This window comes from Klebsiella sp. P1954 (genome assembly GCF_018199955.1).
Lineage (GTDB): Bacteria > Pseudomonadota > Gammaproteobacteria > Enterobacterales > Enterobacteriaceae > Klebsiella > Klebsiella pneumoniae.
In genome coordinates, this window is sequence record NZ_CP073373.1 from 4,570,711 (window position 1) to 4,587,355 (window position 16,645).

The following is a 16,645-nucleotide window of genomic DNA, read 5'->3' on the forward strand; positions in this document are numbered from 1 at the left end:
GCAGGCAAGGAGTGAGCAATGTTGAATGTGGAAATGCTGTCCACCGGCGATGAAGTGTTGCATGGTCAAATCATTGATACCAATGCGGCATGGCTGGCGGATTTCTTTTTTAATCAGGGTTTACCGTTAACGCGCCGCAATACCGTTGGCGACGATCTCGATGCGCTGGTGGCGATTCTGCGCGAACGCAGCGAACAGGCGGATGTGCTGATCGTCAACGGCGGCCTCGGCCCAACCAGCGACGACCTGAGCGCGCTGGCCGCTGCCACTGCGAAAGGCGAAGGGCTTATTTTGCATCCGGAGTGGCTGGAAACCATGACCCGCTTTTTTGCCGAGCGCGGCAGGCCGATGGCGGAAAGCAACCGTAAGCAGGCGGAAATCCCGGCCAGCGCTGAGATGATCAACAACCCGGTCGGTACGGCCTGTGGCTTTGCCATCCAGCTCAACCGCTGCCTGATGTTTTTCACTCCCGGGGTCCCCTCTGAATTTAAGGTGATGGTCGAGCAGGAAATTTTACCGCGCCTGCGCCAGCGCTTTACGCTGCCGGACCCGCCGGTATGCCTGCGTTTGACCACCTTTGGCCGCTCGGAGAGCGAGCTGGCGCAAAGTCTTAATCCGCTGACGCTGCCTCCGGGCGTGGTGATGGGTTACCGCTCGTCGATGCCGATCATTGAACTCAAGCTAACCGGACCGGCCAACCAGCGCGACGCCATGCTGGCTCTGTGGCCGGAGGTGCGTAAGGTGGCTGGCGACAGCCTGATTTTCGAAGGTACGGAAGGGTTACCCGCGCAAATCGCCCGCTGTCTGCAGGAGCGGCAGCTGAGCCTGACGCTCAGCGAGCAGTTTACCAGCGGCCTGCTGGCGCTCCAGCTGTCCCGCGCCGGCGCGCCGCTGCTGGCCAGCGAAGTCGTTCCGGCGCAGGAGGAGACGCTGGCGCAGGCGGCCCGCTGGGCGGCCGAGCGGCGCATAAACCATTTTGCCGGCCTGGCTCTGGCGGTGAGCGGTCAGGAAAACGATCATCTTAACGTGGCCCTGGCCACCCCGGACGGCACCTTCGCACTGCGGGTGAAGTTTAGCGCCACCCGCCACAGCCTGGCGGTACGCCAGGAAGTCTGCGCTATGATGGCGTTAAACATGCTGCGTCGCTGGTTGAATGGCCAACCGCTGGCCAGCGAACATGGCTGGATTAACGTGGTGGATTCCCTCTCGCTGTAAGTCATTCCCCCCGGCGCACCGTATCCTCGGGGCGCCGGTCGTCCAACCTGTTGTACTCTTCTGAAAAAATTCTGTGCGTTAAGTCGCAATTTTCTGCTGCGAACGGTCCAGTATACGGGAAAACGATTGCCCCGCGATGTCGCTCACACTTTACCGCCCGGACAATCGCAACACTGATTCCAGTATTCAGGATTGGAGTCCAGTATGTTGGAATCAACGAAAGTCCCGGCGCTGACCCGCGCGATTGAGATCCTCAATTTAATTGGCCGCATCGGCCCCTGCAGCGCGGCGACGATAATAGCGGAGCTGGGGATCCCGAAAAGCACGGTGTATCTGCTGCTGGGCGAGCTGAAAAAGCAGCGCTTCATCAGTATGGATAATCAGGATAACTACTGCCTGTGGACCAAGCTGGTGGAGCTGGCCGGGCAGGCGCTGAGCAAAATGGACCTGCGCGAGCTGGCGCGGCCGCGCCTCACCCGGCTGATGGATGAGTGCGGCCTGCTTTGTCATCTGGGCATTATCGATCAGGGTAACGCCTACTACATTCTGAAAATTGAGTCTCCCGCCACCATCAGCGTGCGCTCGCATGAGGGTAAGAGCCTGTCGCTTTACCGCTCCGGGATCGGCAAATGTTTGCTGGCCTGGCAGCCCGCCAGCGTTCAGGCGTCGATTATCGAAGACCTGCAGTGGGAGCGGGCCACGCCAACGACCATCACCGATGCTCAGCAGCTGCGGGAGGAGCTGGGGCGGATCCGCGCCCGGGGCTGGAGCTTTGATAATGGCGAGGACTATCCGGATGTGCGCTGCGTGGCTGCCCCGGTATTTAACGCCAATAACGACCTGACCGCCGCCATCTCGGTGGTGGGTACCCGTCTGCAAATCAATGAAGACAATCGCGATTACCTGGCTGGTAAGGCGATTGCCTGCGCGAAAGATATTTCACGTCTGCTGGGGTGGAAAAGCCCCTTCGAACAACTCGCCTCATCATAAGGAGAACATCATGACCCTACCGAAAATTAAACACGTCCGCGCCTGGTTCATCGGCGGCGCCACAGCAGAGCAGGGCGCCGGCGGCGGCGATTACCATGACCAGGGGGCTAACCACTGGATTGACGATCATATCGCCACCCCGATGAGCAAATATAAACAGTATGAGCAGTCCCGGCAGTCGTTTGGCATCAACGTGCTGGGGACGCTGATTGTGGAAGTGGAAGCCGACAACGGACAGACCGGCTTTGCGGTGTCGACGGCCGGGGAGATGGGCTGCTTTATCGTCGAAAAACATCTCAACCGCTTTATCGAAGGCAAATGCGTCAGCGATATCAAACTGATCCATGACCAGATGCTTAACGCCACCCTTTACTACGCGGGATCCGGCGGCCTGGTGATGAATACCATCTCCTGTGTCGACCTGGCGCTGTGGGACCTGTTCGGGAAAGTGGTTGGCCTGCCGGTCTACAAACTGTTGGGTGGGGCGGTGCGCGACGAAATCCAGTTCTATGCCACCGGCGCACGTCCGGACCTGGCGCAGGAGATGGGCTTTATCGGCGGCAAAATGCCTACCCACTGGGGGCCGCACGATGGCGACGCCGGGATCCGCAAAGACGTCGCCATGGTGGCGGATATGCGCGAAAAATGTGGCCCGGATTTCTGGTTAATGCTGGACTGCTGGATGAGCCAGGACGTTAACTATGCCACCAAACTTGCCCATGCCTGCGCCCCTTATAACCTCAAGTGGATCGAAGAGTGCCTGCCGCCGCAGCAGTATGAAGGCTATCGCGAGCTGAAGCGCCAGGCGCCTGCCGGGATGATGGTGACCAGCGGCGAGCACCACGGCACGCTGCAGTCCTTCCGCACCCTGTCGGAAACCGGCATCGATATTATGCAGCCCGACGTCGGCTGGTGCGGCGGCTTAACCACTCTGGTGGAGATCGCGGCCATCGCCAAAGCGCGCGGGCAGCTGGTAGTGCCCCACGGCTCGTCGGTTTACTCACATCATGCGGTGATCACCTTCACCAACACGCCGTTCAGTGAGTTTCTGATGACCAGTCCGGACTGCGCCACGCTGCGCCCTCAGTTCGACCCGATCCTGCTCGGCGAGCCGGTGCCGGAGAGTGGGCGCATTCATAAATCGGTCCTGGACAAACCCGGCTTTGGCGTCGAGCTCAATCGCGACTGCAACCTGAAGCGTCCTTATCAACACTGATTGCGTCGGGCCGCCCGGCGGCCCGCGCCTGAGGATATTATGATGAGCAACACTCTGCTGGAGAGCGTGGTGAAGAAAAACCGCGCCCGCTTAATCCCCTTTATGCTGGCGCTGTACGTGCTGGCGTTTCTTGACCGTTCTAATATCGGTTTCGCCAAAGAGACCTACCAGCTGGATACCGGACTCAGCAATGAGGCCTACGCGCTGGGGGCCGGTATCTTCTTTGTGGTCTATGCCTTCCTCGGGGTGCCGGCCAATCTGCTGATGCGCAAATTTGGCGCCAGGCGATGGATCGGCTGCACCACGCTGCTGTGGGGCGTGCTGTCGGCGGCGATGGCGTGGGCGGATACGGAAGCGAAATTCCTGCTGGTACGTACCCTGCTGGGCGCGGCGGAGGCGGGCTTCTTTCCCGGAATGATCTACCTCACTTCACAGTGGTTTCCCCAGCAAAACCGCGCCAGCATTATGGGGCTGTTTTATATGGGCGCGCCGCTGGCCCTGACGCTGGGATCGCCTTTATCCGGTGCGCTGCTGGAGATGCATGGATTTATGGGCCATCCCGGCTGGTTCTGGATGTTTGTCATTGAAGGCCTGCTCGCCGTCGCCGCGGGAGCGTTCACCTTCTTCTGGCTGGACGATTCGCCGCAGCATGCCCGCTTCCTGAGCGCAGCGGAGAAACAGGCGCTGATAAGCGAGCTGGCGCGCGAGGAGGAGAAAAAGATTGCCTCGCGCCTGTCCGATGCGCTGCGTAACGGGCGGGTCTGGCAGCTGGCGCTGATTTATCTGACCATTCAGGTGGCGGTCTATGGTCTGATTTTCTTCCTGCCCACCCAGGTTGCTGCGCTGCTGGGCACCAAAGTCGGCTTCGTTGCCTCGGTGGTGACGGCCATCCCGTGGGTGGCGGCGCTGTTTGGCACCTGGCTTATCCCTCGCTACTCCGATCGCACCGGCGAGCGACGCAATATTGCCGCCCTGACGCTGCTGGCGGCGGCGGTCGGGATTGCAGTGTCCGGACTGGTGGCGCCGGTGCTGGCTATCATCGCGCTGTGCGTGGCGGCGGTCGGGGTGATCGCCGTGCAGCCGGTCTTCTGGACGATGCCGACGCAGCTGCTGTCCGGCACGGCGCTGGCCGCAGGGATTGGCTTTGTTAACCTGTTTGGCGCCATCGGTGGTTTTCTGGCGCCGATCGTGCGCGTGCAGGCCGAAACGTTGTTCGCCAGCAGCGCCGCCGGACTGTTAACCCTGGCCGGCGTCGCCATTGTTGGGGTGGTCATTATCTTTTCATTGAGCCTTACCCGCGCGGTACCCCAGCGCGGCAGCGTACAGCATTGAATAAAGGAATCGCTATGAACGCACTGTTATCTAACCCCTTCAAACGGGGATTATTACGCGGTGAGACGCAAATCGGCCTGTGGCTGAGCTCCACCTCATCCTACATGGCGGAGATCGCTGCGACGTCGGGATACGACTGGCTGTTGATCGACGGCGAGCATGCCCCGAACACCATTCAGGATCTTTATCATCAGCTGCAGGCGATTGCCCCCTATGCCAGCCAGCCGGTCATTCGCCCGGTCGAGGGCAACCGCAGCCTGATAAAACAGGTGCTGGATATTGGCGCCAGAACCTTGCTGGTGCCGATGGTCGATACCGCCGAGCAGGCTCGGGAGGTGGTCTCAGCGACCCGTTATCCCCCCATCGGGAGCCGCGGCGTTGGCGCCGGCGTGGCGAGAGCGGCGCGCTGGGGAAGGGTGGAGAATTATATGGCGGAGGCGAATGACGAACTCTGTCTGCTGATTCAGGTCGAGAGCCGAACCGCGCTGGAGAACCTGGACGCTATTCTCGAGGTGGACGGCATTGACGGGGTGTTTATCGGTCCGGCGGATCTCTCCGCCTCGCTGGGCTACCCGGACGATGCCGGTCACCCTGACGTGCAGCGGGTGATCGAGCAGAGCATCCGGCGCATTCGCGCGGCGGGGAAAGCGGCCGGATTTCTGGCGGTCGACCCGGCGATGGCGGAAAAATGTCTTGCCTGGGGGGCCAACTTTGTCGCCGTCGGGGTGGATACCATGCTGTATACCCAGGCGCTGGACCGCCGGCTGGCGATGTTTAAATCTGCCAGCGCCCAGCCGCAAGAGAAAACGAGCTATTGACGGCGGAGGCTGGCGCTGGGCTCAGACGAGCGCCTTCGCCAGCACCGTCAGCGGATGCTCGCAGCGTTTGCTGGTGGACATCTCAATCTGCCATTTGCAGGTCTCGCAGTCGGTGACGACGAGGTCGGCCCCGCTCTCCTCAATCTGACGGAACAGCGGGGCGCCGATAGCCTGGGATACCGCGTAATTCTCAGTTTTAAACCCGTAAGTGCCTGCGATGCCGCAGCACTGTGAATCCAGCACCTCCAGCTGCAGGCCGGGGATCAGCCGCAGCAGCTCGAGGGTATACAGCGACCAGCCCATCTTTTCCATATGACACGGGGTGTGATAGACCACCTTCAGCGGCAGCGGGCGCAGCGGTAGCGTCCTGCCGGCAGCCAGCTGTTTCCAGATCCAGCGGGTGGCAAGCTCGACCCGATCGCGAAGATCGCTGTTATCGACATCGAGGAGATGGGGGTATTCATCACGTAGCGTAAAGGCGCAGGTCGAGGAGGTGGCAATGATCGGTAGCGTGTTTTCCCGCATCGCGGCGACGTTGCTCTGCGCCTGCTTACGCGCCTTGTCGAAAAAACCGTTGGCGATCAGCGGTACGCCGCAGCATTTTTCTTTTGATAACAACTGCACCCCGGTACCCAGCGCGTTGACGACGCGAATGAGATCTTTACCCAACTGTGGATGGTTATAGTTGACGTAGCAGCCGTGAAAGAAAGCCACCTGTTCGCTGTATTGCTTCTGACGGGCGGCGAGCTGGCGGTAAGCGCGGCGGAAGGTGCCGAAACCATATTTCGGCAGCGTACGCCGGTGATCGATGTTGAGCGTCGCGTCGAGCAGACGGCGCACCGGTTTTAAGCCGGTGGCGGCGTTGACCAGGGGGGCAAAGGGGGTGGAAAGGGTACCCATCAGGTCGGTATGGCTGAGGATGGCGTCGCGCAGGGTCGGCTTTTGCTGGCCGTACTGTGCCCGGGCGCGTTGAATGATATCGCCAATTTTCACATCCGACGGGCAGGCGACCTCGCAGCGCTTGCAGTTAATGCAGTACTTCAGCGCCTCGTCGTACAGCGCGCCATCCTTCAGACGCAGGCGTTCGCCGTCCGGCCCCGCTTGTTTCGGGCCGGGATAGCGCGGATTGACCCGACTTACCGGGCAGGTGGTGGTACAGACCGTGCACTTAATGCAGCTTTCAAAACGGGTATCGTTCATGGCCGGCCTCCGGCAAGGGCGTGGATCTGTCTGGCGGCGTGCAGCGCGGTAACGGCGCAGACGCCGCCGCCACAGCCGAGCTGAATGGCATCGAACCCGCCGAGCAATGAGCCGATGGCGAACAGATTATGGAACGGCTGCCCGCCCAGCAGGGGGCGCAGCAGGGCATCGGTTTTCACGCCGAAGCGCTGCCACGGTTGTGAGGCGAAGAAATCGCGCTGGTACCAGCTTTCCCGTGGCAGGGTCTGGTGAAGGTCGAGGCCGAGGATCGGCTCGCGCACGCTATCGCGAGTGGCGACAAGACCGTTGCTGAAAAAGCTGCCGCTGGCCAGCACGGTAAAGCGCGGACGCAGCGCAATATCGCCGTGATTTCGCGTCCAGACCGCCTCGACGGCGTCCTGTCGATGGCTGATTTTCACCACCTCATCGCCTGCGAGCCAGGCGCCGCCCTCGCGAATGAACTGGCGTTGCAGCTGAGAATGCAAACGCATCCCGGGAACCGAAGGCGGCAGCGTCGGCAGCAGACGCAGCGGGCAGGGTAGACGCGCCTGCAGCCAGTGGTACAGGCGATCGTCGGCGAGGCCAAAACAGGCGGGCATGATCAGCAGGTCATACTGCTGCGCCAGCGGTAGCAGCGCTGCATGCAGGGCCGGCCACATATTCTCATCATCCAGGACGCGGGCGATATTGGCGGCGCGAAACTCGGTCGGGTTGTCACGCAGCACATCCAGCAGCGGTAACTCGATTTCCACCGCCGCGGCGGTAACTCCGTGTTGACCGAGCGCGGCGGCGGCGAGATGCGGCTGAAAATCAGCAAAGCCGCTGATCCCCACCAGACAGGCGCCCTGCGACGGCAGGGGCGCGACAGGCACCTCAAGGGGCGACAGCCATGCCGGGCGCAACGTCCCCAGCGGCGTTACCCGCCGGTGCGGCCGGCGCGCATCGCCCTGCATCACCGCGCCGCAGGCGGCCAGCAGGGCTTCGGTCTGTGTCGCGTATTTGAGTACCGCCTCGGCGCCGAGCCGGGAATAAGGGTGTTCAGGAAGCTGTTCAGCGAGCTGCTGCAGACCTTGTGCGACGTCAGTGACGTGATCGCCGTTGGGCAGCGCCGAGAGCAGGTCTAACGACGCGGAGGAAAAATGCAGCGCGCTCTGCCCGCGGCTGATGATGACGCTGCGCAGGCCGTGCTGATTCAGGGCCAGCCCGCACAGCAGGCCGGCGAGCCCGCCGCCGATAATCGCGCAATCAAACTTCATCCCGGTGCTCCTGTGGCAATCCGCACAGGCCGAGGTAGACCCAGCGGGTGAATTCGCTTTCGCGCAGCGCATCGCCCCAGGCGATGGGCTGCACGCCCTTCCAGCGTTCATTGAGAAATTCCGAGAGCTGGGTTAACGACTGCGCGGGCGTGGTGACGTTAAAGCGCTGCAGCAGGCCGGCAGCGCGGCAGGCGCAGAGTTCCCCCTGACAGGTACCCATGCCAATCCGGGTGCGGCGGCGCAGGTCGAGCAGGGTGTTGACCGCCAGGTTTTCCACCGCGTATTTCACTTCACCGGCAGTGACGGCTTCACATTCGCAGACCAGGCTACGGTGCTGGCGGCTGTCGCCAAGCCAGGACGGGGTGCGATCGCCGTGACGGTAGACGGCCGAGCCGCGCAGCGGGGTGGGGAGGGAGATTATCTTTTGCAGGGTACTTTCCGTTGGCTCCTGTGAACCGGGCAGCGGGGCTTCGGCCGTGGTACAGGGGGTGGTGTTTCCCAGCTTACGACAGACGGCGTCGGTGGCCCACTCGGCCATCAGGCGATAGGTCATCAGCTTGCCGCCGGTAATGGTAATGAAGCCTTCCATACCGTCACGCTGGGCATGGTCGAGCAGGACGATGCCGCGGCTGACGCTGCGCCCGCTGGGATCGTTATCGCTGGCCACCAGCGGGCGGACGCCGGAGTAGGCGCGGAGGATCCGGGTGCGGCCCATGACCGGCGCCAGCTTTTCCCCTTCGCGCAGCAGGGTATCGACCTCCGCCGCTGTTACCCGGTTGTCGTCAATTTCGTCATAAGGAATATGCATTGAGGTAGTGCCGATCAGCGAGATGGTATCGCCGGGCACCAGAATATCGGCGTCGGCCGGCTTACGGCAGCGGTTGATCACCAGGTTGTTAATCCGATGATCGAGGATCAGCAGCGATCCCTTCGCCGGGAACATGGTGATGCGCAGGTCGGCATATTCCGCAATACGCTGCCCCCAGATCCCGGCGGCGTTAACCACCATCCCGGCGTACAGAGTACGGGCCTGGTGAAGTTGGCGGTCGTATACCTGGACGCCGCAGACGCGATCGCCCCGGCGCAGCAGGCCTGTTACTTCGCAGCCGGTAAGGATCTGCGCGCCGTGTTCGCGGGCGTCGAGCATATTGGCCGCGGTGAGGCGAAACGGGTCGATGGTACCGTCCGGGACCTGCACCGCGCCCAGCAGCGTCGGGTTGACGGCGGGCTCCCGGCGCAGCGCTTCCTGCGGCGAGAGCGGCGTGGCCTCTATGCCAGCCTGCTGACAGGCGTCGATAAAGGTTTGCTGCCATGCCAGGTCATCTTCAGGCAGGGTGATAAACAGCCCATTGGTCGGTTCAATACAGTGGCGGGCGATGCGGCGCAGGATGCGGTTCTCACTGATGCATTCGCGGGCGGATTCGTTGTCGGTCACCGCGTAGCGGGCGCCGCTGTGCAGCAGTCCATGATTCCGGCCGGTCGCCCCGGTGGCGATATCATGGCGCTCAATGAGCAGCGTTCGTAATCCGCGCCGGGCGCAGTCGCGGGCGATACCGGCGCCGGTTGCTCCGCCGCCGATGATAATGACCTCGCTATCAAGACGTCCCGTCATCTTCAGCTCCTCTGCTTTCGTTTAACACCATTTAGCCACAATTAGTAAGGTTATTGTTTGATTTCGAGCATATTCGCGCGTTATTTGAGCGTGTTATGTGATTTCGTGCTCACATTGGAACGTTTTGTCATATTTCTGTAACAAATTGTGCGATGTTTCACAGTATCAACTCTACGTATTGCCTACCATCGCGACCATATTTGAAGTTGGTGATTAATCTGGGATTTTGTCGTGACGTCAGTAGAAAACAGCAAGGGCCACGGAGGCTGATATGTTAAGTATTTTTAAACCCGCCGCGCATAAAGCGCGTTTGCCAGCAGCGGAGATTGACCCGCTATATCGCCGATTACGCTGGCAGATTTTTATTGGCATCTTTTTTGGTTATGCCGCCTACTATTTGGTTCGTAAGAACTTTGCCCTGGCGATGCCTTATCTTATCGAGCAGGGGTTCTCTCGTGGCGACCTCGGCTTCGCCCTTTCCGGTATCTCCATCGCCTATGGATTTTCGAAATTCATCATGGGATCGGTCTCTGACCGCTCGAATCCGCGCATTTTCCTGCCGGCTGGCTTGATCCTGGCCGCGCTGGTGATGCTGGTGATGGGCTTCGTGCCGTGGGCGACGTCCAGCATCATGATAATGTTCGTGCTGCTGTTCCTCTGCGGCTGGTTCCAGGGGATGGGCTGGCCGCCGTGCGGCCGGACCATGGTGCACTGGTGGTCGCAGAAAGAGCGCGGCGGGATTGTCTCGGTGTGGAACTGCGCGCATAACGTCGGCGGCGGCATTCCGCCGCTGCTGTTCCTGTTAGGGATGGCGTGGTTTAACGACTGGCACGCGGCGCTGTATATGCCGGCCTTCGGCGCCATTCTGCTGGCGATTTTCGCCTTCGCAATGATGCGCGACACCCCGCAGTCCTGCGGTCTGCCGCCGATTGAAGAATATAAAACGACTACCCGGACGATTACAGCGAAAAGCACGAAGAAGAGCTGACGGCGAAGCAGATCTTTATGCAATACATTCTGCCGAACAAGCTGCTGTGGTACATCGCTATCGCTAACGTCTTCGTTTATCTGCTGCGCTACGGCATTCTCGACTGGTCGCCGACCTACCTGAAAGAAGTTAAACACTTCGCGCTGGATAAATCCTCCTGGGCCTATTTCCTGTACGAGTACGCGGGGATCCCGGGCACGCTGCTGTGCGGTTGGATGTCGGACAAAGTGTTTAAAGGCAACCGCGGCGCCACCGGCGTGTTCTTTATGACCCTGGTGACCATCGCCACTGTCGTTTACTGGCTGAACCCGCCGGGCAATCCGGGCGTCGATATGGCCTGTATGATCATCATTGGCTTCCTGATCTACGGCCCGGTGATGCTGATTGGTCTGCATGCCCTCGAGCTGGCGCCGAAAAAAGCCGCCGGCACCGCCGCGGGCTTCACCGGCCTGTTCGGCTATCTTGGCGGTTCCGTGGCCGCGAGCGCTATCGTCGGCTACACCGTCGATTTCTTCGGCTGGGACGGCGGCTTTATGGTGATGATCGGCGGCAGCGTGCTGGCGGTTATCCTGCTGGTTATCGTGATGCTCGGTGAACGTCGCCATCACCAACAGCTGAAACAAGCCTAAGGAGCGGCGATGAAAATGAAACTTACCGCGCTGATGAGCGGAATAATTCTGTCCAGTTCGGCGCTGTGCTTCAGCGCGACAGCGGCTGATAAAATGGTCATCGCCCACCGCGGCGCCAGCGGGTATCTGCCGGAACATACCCTGCCGGCGAAAGCGATGGCTTACGCTCAGGGGGCGGATTACCTTGAGCAAGACCTGGTGATGACCAAAGACGACCGGCTGGTGGTGTTACACGACCACTATCTCGATCGGGTGACTGACGTTGCGCAGCGTTTCCCGCAGCGGGCGCGTAAAGATGGCCGTTTCTACGCCATCGACTTTACCCTGGACGAGATTAAGTCGCTGAAGTTCACCGAAGGTTTTGAGCCGAAAAATGGTAAGAACGTGCAAACCTATCCCGGGCGATTCCCGATGGGCAAATCCGATTTCCGTATTCATACCTTTGAAGAGGAGATTGAGTTTGTCCAGGGGCTGAACCATTCAACCGGCAAAAACATCGGTATCTACCCGGAAATCAAAGCACCGTGGTTCCACCACCAGGAAGGCAAAGATATTGCCGCCAGCACATTGAAGGTGCTGAAGGAATATGGCTATACCAGCAAGCAGGATAAGGTTTATCTGCAGTGCTTTGACGCCAACGAGCTCAAACGCATTAAAAATGAGCTGGAGCCGAAGATGGGGATGGATCTCAATCTGGTGCAGCTCATCGCCTATACCGACTGGAATGAAACCCAGCAGAAACAGGCCGATGGTAAGTGGGTGAACTACAGCTATGACTGGATGTTCAAGCCAGGGGCGATGGCGCAGATTGCGCAGTACGCGGACGGCATCGGCCCGGATTACCATATGCTGGTAGCGGAAGGCTCGAAGCCGGGGGCGGTGAAGCTGACGGCGATGGTGAAAGAGGCGCACGCCAGCCATCTGCAGGTGCATCCGTACACCGTGCGCGCGGATCAGTTGCCGGAGTACGCGACTAACGTTAATCAACTCTATGACGTGCTGTATAACCAGGCGGGCGTCGACGGCTTATTTACCGATTTCCCGGATAAAGCGGTGCAGTTCCTGGACGCGAAACACTAAAAAGCCGGGTGGCGGCTACGCCTTACCCGGCCTACGAACTGCGGTTTTGTTGACACTGTTCTCGGCGTGCAACGATTTCGACCCGGGAATAACGTTTGTTCTATGTTATTTCCTGGAAGATTGCGCTCCCGATATTTCTTCTGCGTTATGCCTTTCATAGCGCAGGGAGCGCACAGGGGGAGGCCAGTCGCCGCCTCCCCCTGTACCCCCGGGCTCCGGCCAGCAAAATCGCCGCTGCGCGGTCCCTTCGACTTATCCCTGCAGGCTTCGGGTCGGGCCGAGGTAGCGTCCATGCAAAACACGGCCCTCAGCCCGCATCCATGCGGGCTGCCCCGGCCTTCCGGGAACGTCTCAGCGATTTTGAGGCCGTCAACACCGGCAGTTTCAGCAGCCCAGGGCGGCAGTGCGTAAACGGCCGGTCCTGGAACAGTAGATCGGGTAAGCGTAGCGCCACCTGACAAGACTACATCTCGATCTCAATATCGCCTTTCGCCCGGCAGCAGCAGGGCAAAATTTCTCCCGGCTGGATAAAGGCCAGCGGCTCGGTCAGCCAGTCAACCTGGCCGGAGACCAGACGCGTGCGGCAGGAGCCGCAGTAGCCTTCGCGGCACTGATATTCGACGTCGATATTATGCGACTCCAGCGCCGCCAGCAGGGAAGGGTGTTCATCCTGACACTCAAGGCGAGTGTCAGAGATTTTCAGGAAGATCCGCTTCATTACAGCTGGAAGTTACTCAGATCGTCGGCATCGACTTCAGAATCGATCTGGCCGACGAGATAAGAACTGACTTCCACTTCCTGCGGCGCCACCTGAACGTTGTCGGAGACCAGCCAGGTGTTGATCCATGGGATCGGGTTGGAGCGGGTCTGGAACGGCAGATCGAGGCCCACCGCCTGCATGCGGATATTGGTGATGTACTCGACGTACTGGCAGAGAATATCTTTATTCAGGCCGATCATCGAGCCGTCGCGAAACAGGTAGTCCGCCCACTCTTTCTCCTGCTGCGCCGCCAGCACGAACAGGTCATAGCACTCCTGTTTGCACTCTTCGGCGATTTCCGCCATTTCCGGATCGTCGCTGCCGGAGCGCAGCAGGTTCAGCATATGCTGGGTGCCGGTCAGGTGCAGCGCTTCATCGCGGGCGATCAGGCGGATAATTTTGGCGTTGCCTTCCATCAGTTTGCGTTCGGCAAAGGCGAAGGAGCAGGCGAAGCTGACGTAGAAGCGGATCGCTTCCAGGGCATTAACGCTCATCAGGCACAGATAGAGTTTCTTTTTCAGCTCGCGCAGATTCACGGTCACGGTTTTGCCGTTGACGGTGTGGGTGCCTTCGCCCAGCAGATGCCAGTAGCTGGTCATCTCGATCAGCGAATCGTAATAGTGAGAGATGCCTTCCGCACGTTTCTGGATCTGCTCGTTGGTGACGATGTCGTCGAACACGGTCGCCGGGTCGTTGACGATGTTGCGGATGATGTGAGTGTACGAACGCGAGTGAATGGTCTCGGAGAAGGCCCAGGTTTCTACCCAGGTCTCCAGCTCCGGGATGGAGATCAGCGGCAGCAGCGCCACATTCGGGCTACGGCCCTGGATGGAGTCGAGCAGCGTCTGGTACTTCAGGTTGCTGATGAAAATATGTTTTTCGTGTTCCGGTAGCGCCTGGTAGTCGATGCGATCGCGGGAAACGTCAACCTCTTCCGGGCGCCAGAAGAAGGAGAGCTGCTTTTCAATCAGCTTTTCAAAGATGTCGTATTTTTGCTGATCGTAGCGGGCCACGTTAACCGGCTGGCCAAAAAACATGGGTTCCAGCAGCTGATCGTTTTTCGTCTGTGAAAAAGTGGTGTATGCCATTGAAGTGAGTCCTGTTGAACTGTATTGCCCGGCGGGAATGGGTTGGCCGGGCCTACACAAACGTAGGCCGGGTAAGCGTAGCGTTACCCGGCAAAAATACCTTAGATCTTACAAGCGCCGCTTTCGCAGCCGTCGTCCTGGATGGACGGGGCCAGGTCATCCTGGGCGTCTTCAGCGCCATCACGGGTGTTGTGATAGTACAGCGTTTTGACGCCGAATTTATAGGCGTTGAGCAGGTCTTTGAGCAACTGCTGCATCGGCACTTTTCCGGACGGGAAGCGCGTCGGATCGTAGTTAGTGTTGGCAGAGATCGACTGGTCGATAAACTTCTGCATGATACCCACCAGCTGCAGATAACCGTCGTTGTTCGGCATCTCCCACAGCAGCTCGTAGGCGTTCTGCAGGTTTTCGTAATCCGGCACCACCTGGCGCAGGATACCGTCCTTGGACGCTTTGATACTCACGTGGCCGCGCGGCGGCTCTATGCCGTTGGTGGCGTTGGAGATCTGCGACGAGGTCTCGGACGGCATCAGCGCGGAGAGCGTGGAGTTGCGCAGACCGTGGGTTTTAATGGATTCGCGCAATGCTTCCCAGTCGTAGTGCAGGGGTTCGCTGACGATGCCGTCCAGATCTTTCTTATAGGTATCGATCGGCAGGATGCCCTGCGCATAGGTGGTTTCGTTGAACCACGGGCAGGCGCCTTGCTCGATAGCCAGCTCGTTAGAGGCCTTCAGCAGATAGTACTGAATCGCTTCGAACGTTTTGTGCGTCAGGTTGTTGGCGCTGCCGTCGGAGTAGCGTTTGCCATGCTTCGCCAGATAGTAAGCGAAGTTGATCACGCCGATACCCAGCGTACGACGCCCCATCGCACCGCGTTTAGCCGCCGGGATGGGGTAATCCTGATAGTCGAGCAGCGCATCCAGAGCACGCACCGCCAGCACCGCCAGCTCTTCCAGCTCGTCGAGGCTGTCGATAGCCCCGAGGTTGAAGGCCGACAGGGTGCACAGCGCGATTTCGCCGTTTTCGTCGTTGACATCTTCCAGCGGTTTGGTCGGCAGAGCAATCTCCAGGCACAGGTTAGACTGACGCACCGGGGCGACTACCGGATCGAACGGGCTGTGGGTGTTACAGTGGTCGACGTTCTGGATATAGATGCGGCCGGTAGAGGCGCGCTCCTGCATCATCAGCGAGAACAGCTCAACGGCTTTAATACGCTGCTTGCGAATGCTGTCGTCCTGCTCGTACTGGGTGTACAGGCGCTCAAACTCGTCCTGATCGGCGAAGAAGGCGTCATACAGGCCCGGGACGTCGGAAGGGCTGAACAGGGTAATATCGCCGCCTTTCAGCAGACGGGTGTACATCAGCTTGTTGATCTGTACCCCGTAGTCCATGTGACGAACGCGGTTGGCGTCGGTACCACGGTTGTTTTTCAGCACCAGCAGGCTTTCCACTTCCAGATGCCACATTGGGTAGAAGAGGGTTGCCGCGCCGCCGCGCACGCCGCCCTGCGAGCAGGATTTCACCGCGGTCTGGAAATGCTTGTAGAATGGAATGCAGCCGGTGTGGAAGGCTTCGCCGCCGCGGATCGGGCTGCCCAGCGCGCGAATGCGCCCGGCGTTGATGCCGATGCCGGCGCGCTGGGAAACGTATTTCACAATCGCGCTGGAGGTGGCGTTGATGGAATCCAGGCTGTCGCCGCACTCGATCAGCACGCAGGAGCTGAACTGACGGGTTGGGGTACGCACGCCGGACATGATCGGCGTCGGCAGCGAGATTTTAAAGGTGGACACCGCGTCGTAGAAACGCTTGATATAGTCCAGACGCGTTTCGCGCGGATAGTTCGAGAACAGGCAAGCGGCGACCAGAATATAGAGGAACTGCGCGCTCTCATAAATTTCGCCGGTGACGCGGTTTTGTACCAGATACTTGCCTTCCAGCTGCTTAACGGCTGCGTAGGAGAAGTTCATGTCGCGCCAGTGGTCGAGGAAACCGTCCATCTGCTGGAACTCTTCTTCCGTGTAGTCTTCCAGCAGATGATGATCGTATTTACCTTTCTCGACCATCTTCACCACGTGATCGTAGAGCGCCGGCGGCTCAAACTGACCGAAGGCTTTTTTACGCAAATGGAAAATCGCCAGACGCGCGGCGAGGTACTGGTAATCCGGTGCGTCGCGGGAGATCAGATCCGCAGCGGCTTTAATAATGGTTTCGTGGATGTCCGCGGTTTTGATGCCGTCATAGAACTGGATATGGGAGCGCAGCTCTACCTGGGAAATCGAAACGTTATTCAGTCCTTCTGCCGCCCAATCCAGTACGCGATGGATTTTGTCGAGATTGATGCGCTCGGTGGTCCCGTCGCGCTTTGTCACCAGCAGACTCTGATTCATGTGGATTTTACCTGTCCGTGAAAGAAAATATCCCCCGTTTATCCACAGAAGGCCGTTGTGACTAACTCTGTGGA

At 59.6% G+C, this 16,645-nt stretch carries 12 protein-coding genes and 1 pseudogene; 7 read left to right on the forward strand and 6 right to left on the reverse strand.

What is annotated here, in order from left to right:
* Positions 1-18 precede the first annotated feature (18 nt).
* From KB890_RS22115 to yfaU, 5 genes are all read left to right on the forward strand, one after another.
* Entirely contained in the window at positions 19-1,215 is a 1,197-nt protein-coding gene (locus KB890_RS22115; protein WP_004151110.1) for a nicotinamide mononucleotide deamidase-related protein YfaY, read from the forward strand.
* Positions 1,216-1,419: 204 nt separating this feature from the next.
* Complete coding sequence (locus KB890_RS22120; protein WP_002913046.1) at positions 1,420-2,205, forward strand: IclR family transcriptional regulator; 786 nt, start codon at positions 1,420-1,422, stop codon at positions 2,203-2,205.
* A 10-nt stretch (positions 2,206-2,215) separates the two neighbouring features.
* Positions 2,216-3,421 carry an L-rhamnonate dehydratase gene (rhmD, locus tag KB890_RS22125; protein ID WP_004184969.1) on the forward strand — a complete coding sequence of 402 codons (1,206 nt, stop codon included), beginning with the start codon at positions 2,216-2,218 and terminating at the stop codon, positions 3,419-3,421.
* A 42-nt stretch (positions 3,422-3,463) separates the two neighbouring features.
* A complete protein-coding gene (locus KB890_RS22130) occupies positions 3,464-4,753 on the forward strand; it encodes an MFS transporter (protein ID WP_002913045.1) in 1,290 nt (429 codons plus the stop codon).
* A gap of 14 nt (positions 4,754-4,767) precedes the next feature.
* Positions 4,768-5,571, forward strand: a complete 804-nt coding sequence (gene yfaU, locus KB890_RS22135) for a 2-keto-3-deoxy-L-rhamnonate aldolase (RefSeq protein ID WP_002913043.1) — start codon at positions 4,768-4,770, stop codon at positions 5,569-5,571.
* Positions 5,572-5,592: 21 nt separating this feature from the next.
* Here the strand turns inward: yfaU and glpC are convergent, their stop codons facing one another.
* From glpC to glpA, 3 genes are read right to left on the reverse strand one after another with little or no spacing between them, the layout of a single operon-like run.
* The gene (gene glpC / locus KB890_RS22140; protein WP_020324244.1) at positions 5,593-6,771 is read right to left on the reverse strand and encodes an anaerobic glycerol-3-phosphate dehydrogenase subunit GlpC; all 1,179 of its coding nucleotides are present in this window, start codon (positions 6,769-6,771) and stop codon (positions 5,593-5,595) included.
* Positions 6,768-8,027 (reverse strand): glycerol-3-phosphate dehydrogenase subunit GlpB, encoded by a 1,260-nt coding sequence (glpB, locus tag KB890_RS22145; RefSeq protein ID WP_015958752.1) that lies wholly within the window; start codon positions 8,025-8,027, stop codon positions 6,768-6,770. The genes glpC and glpB overlap by 4 nt, the downstream gene beginning before the upstream one ends.
* Positions 8,017-9,639: an anaerobic glycerol-3-phosphate dehydrogenase subunit A gene (glpA, locus tag KB890_RS22150; RefSeq protein ID WP_002913020.1), complete on the reverse strand. Its 1,623-nt coding sequence runs from the start codon at positions 9,637-9,639 to the stop codon at positions 8,017-8,019. The genes glpB and glpA overlap by 11 nt, the downstream gene beginning before the upstream one ends.
* Before the next feature lie 271 nt (positions 9,640-9,910).
* On the opposite strand from glpA, the pseudogene glpT reads away from it, so the two are divergent.
* Positions 9,911-11,256: pseudogene (glpT, locus tag KB890_RS22155) on the forward strand (glycerol-3-phosphate transporter).
* A gap of 9 nt (positions 11,257-11,265) precedes the next feature.
* Complete coding sequence (gene glpQ / locus KB890_RS22160; RefSeq protein WP_020324250.1) at positions 11,266-12,336, forward strand: glycerophosphodiester phosphodiesterase; 1,071 nt, start codon at positions 11,266-11,268, stop codon at positions 12,334-12,336.
* Positions 12,337-12,799: 463 nt separating this feature from the next.
* Here glpQ and yfaE read toward each other — a convergent pair whose 3' ends face one another.
* The 3 genes from yfaE to nrdA all read right to left on the reverse strand — a co-directional run bounded on the left by yfaE (position 12,800) and on the right by nrdA (position 16,571).
* Positions 12,800-13,054, reverse strand: coding sequence for a class I ribonucleotide reductase maintenance protein YfaE (gene yfaE, locus KB890_RS22165; protein ID WP_002913017.1), 255 nt, complete (start codon positions 13,052-13,054; stop codon positions 12,800-12,802).
* Positions 13,054-14,184, reverse strand: a complete 1,131-nt coding sequence (gene nrdB / locus KB890_RS22170) for a class Ia ribonucleoside-diphosphate reductase subunit beta (RefSeq protein WP_004140835.1) — start codon at positions 14,182-14,184, stop codon at positions 13,054-13,056. Before nrdB ends, yfaE begins: the two co-directional genes overlap by 1 nt.
* 101 nt (positions 14,185-14,285) lie before the next feature.
* Complete coding sequence (nrdA, locus tag KB890_RS22175; protein WP_002913016.1) at positions 14,286-16,571, reverse strand: class 1a ribonucleoside-diphosphate reductase subunit alpha; 2,286 nt, start codon at positions 16,569-16,571, stop codon at positions 14,286-14,288.
* Between the last annotated feature and the right edge of the window lie 74 nt (positions 16,572-16,645).

Excerpts from the sequence above, each read along its gene's own strand:
- KB890_RS22115 (WP_004151110.1), top strand. The coding sequence starts at position 19 with ATGTTGAATGTGGAAATGCTGTCCACCGGCGATGAAGTGTTGCATGGT.
- KB890_RS22120 (WP_002913046.1), top strand. The coding sequence starts at position 1,420 with ATGTTGGAATCAACGAAAGTCCCGGCGCTGACCCGCGCGATTGAGATC.
- rhmD (WP_004184969.1), top strand. The coding sequence starts at position 2,216 with ATGACCCTACCGAAAATTAAACACGTCCGCGCCTGGTTCATCGGCGGC.
- KB890_RS22130 (WP_002913045.1), top strand. The coding sequence starts at position 3,464 with ATGAGCAACACTCTGCTGGAGAGCGTGGTGAAGAAAAACCGCGCCCGC.
- yfaU (WP_002913043.1), top strand. The coding sequence starts at position 4,768 with ATGAACGCACTGTTATCTAACCCCTTCAAACGGGGATTATTACGCGGT.
- glpC (WP_020324244.1), bottom strand. The coding sequence starts at position 6,771 with ATGAACGATACCCGTTTTGAAAGCTGCATTAAGTGCACGGTCTGTACC.
- glpB (WP_015958752.1), bottom strand. The coding sequence starts at position 8,027 with ATGAAGTTTGATTGCGCGATTATCGGCGGCGGGCTCGCCGGCCTGCTG.
- glpA (WP_002913020.1), bottom strand. The coding sequence starts at position 9,639 with ATGACGGGACGTCTTGATAGCGAGGTCATTATCATCGGCGGCGGAGCA.
- glpQ (WP_020324250.1), top strand. The coding sequence starts at position 11,266 with ATGAAAATGAAACTTACCGCGCTGATGAGCGGAATAATTCTGTCCAGT.
- yfaE (WP_002913017.1), bottom strand. The coding sequence starts at position 13,054 with ATGAAGCGGATCTTCCTGAAAATCTCTGACACTCGCCTTGAGTGTCAG.
- nrdB (WP_004140835.1), bottom strand. The coding sequence starts at position 14,184 with ATGGCATACACCACTTTTTCACAGACGAAAAACGATCAGCTGCTGGAA.
- nrdA (WP_002913016.1), bottom strand. The coding sequence starts at position 16,571 with ATGAATCAGAGTCTGCTGGTGACAAAGCGCGACGGGACCACCGAGCGC.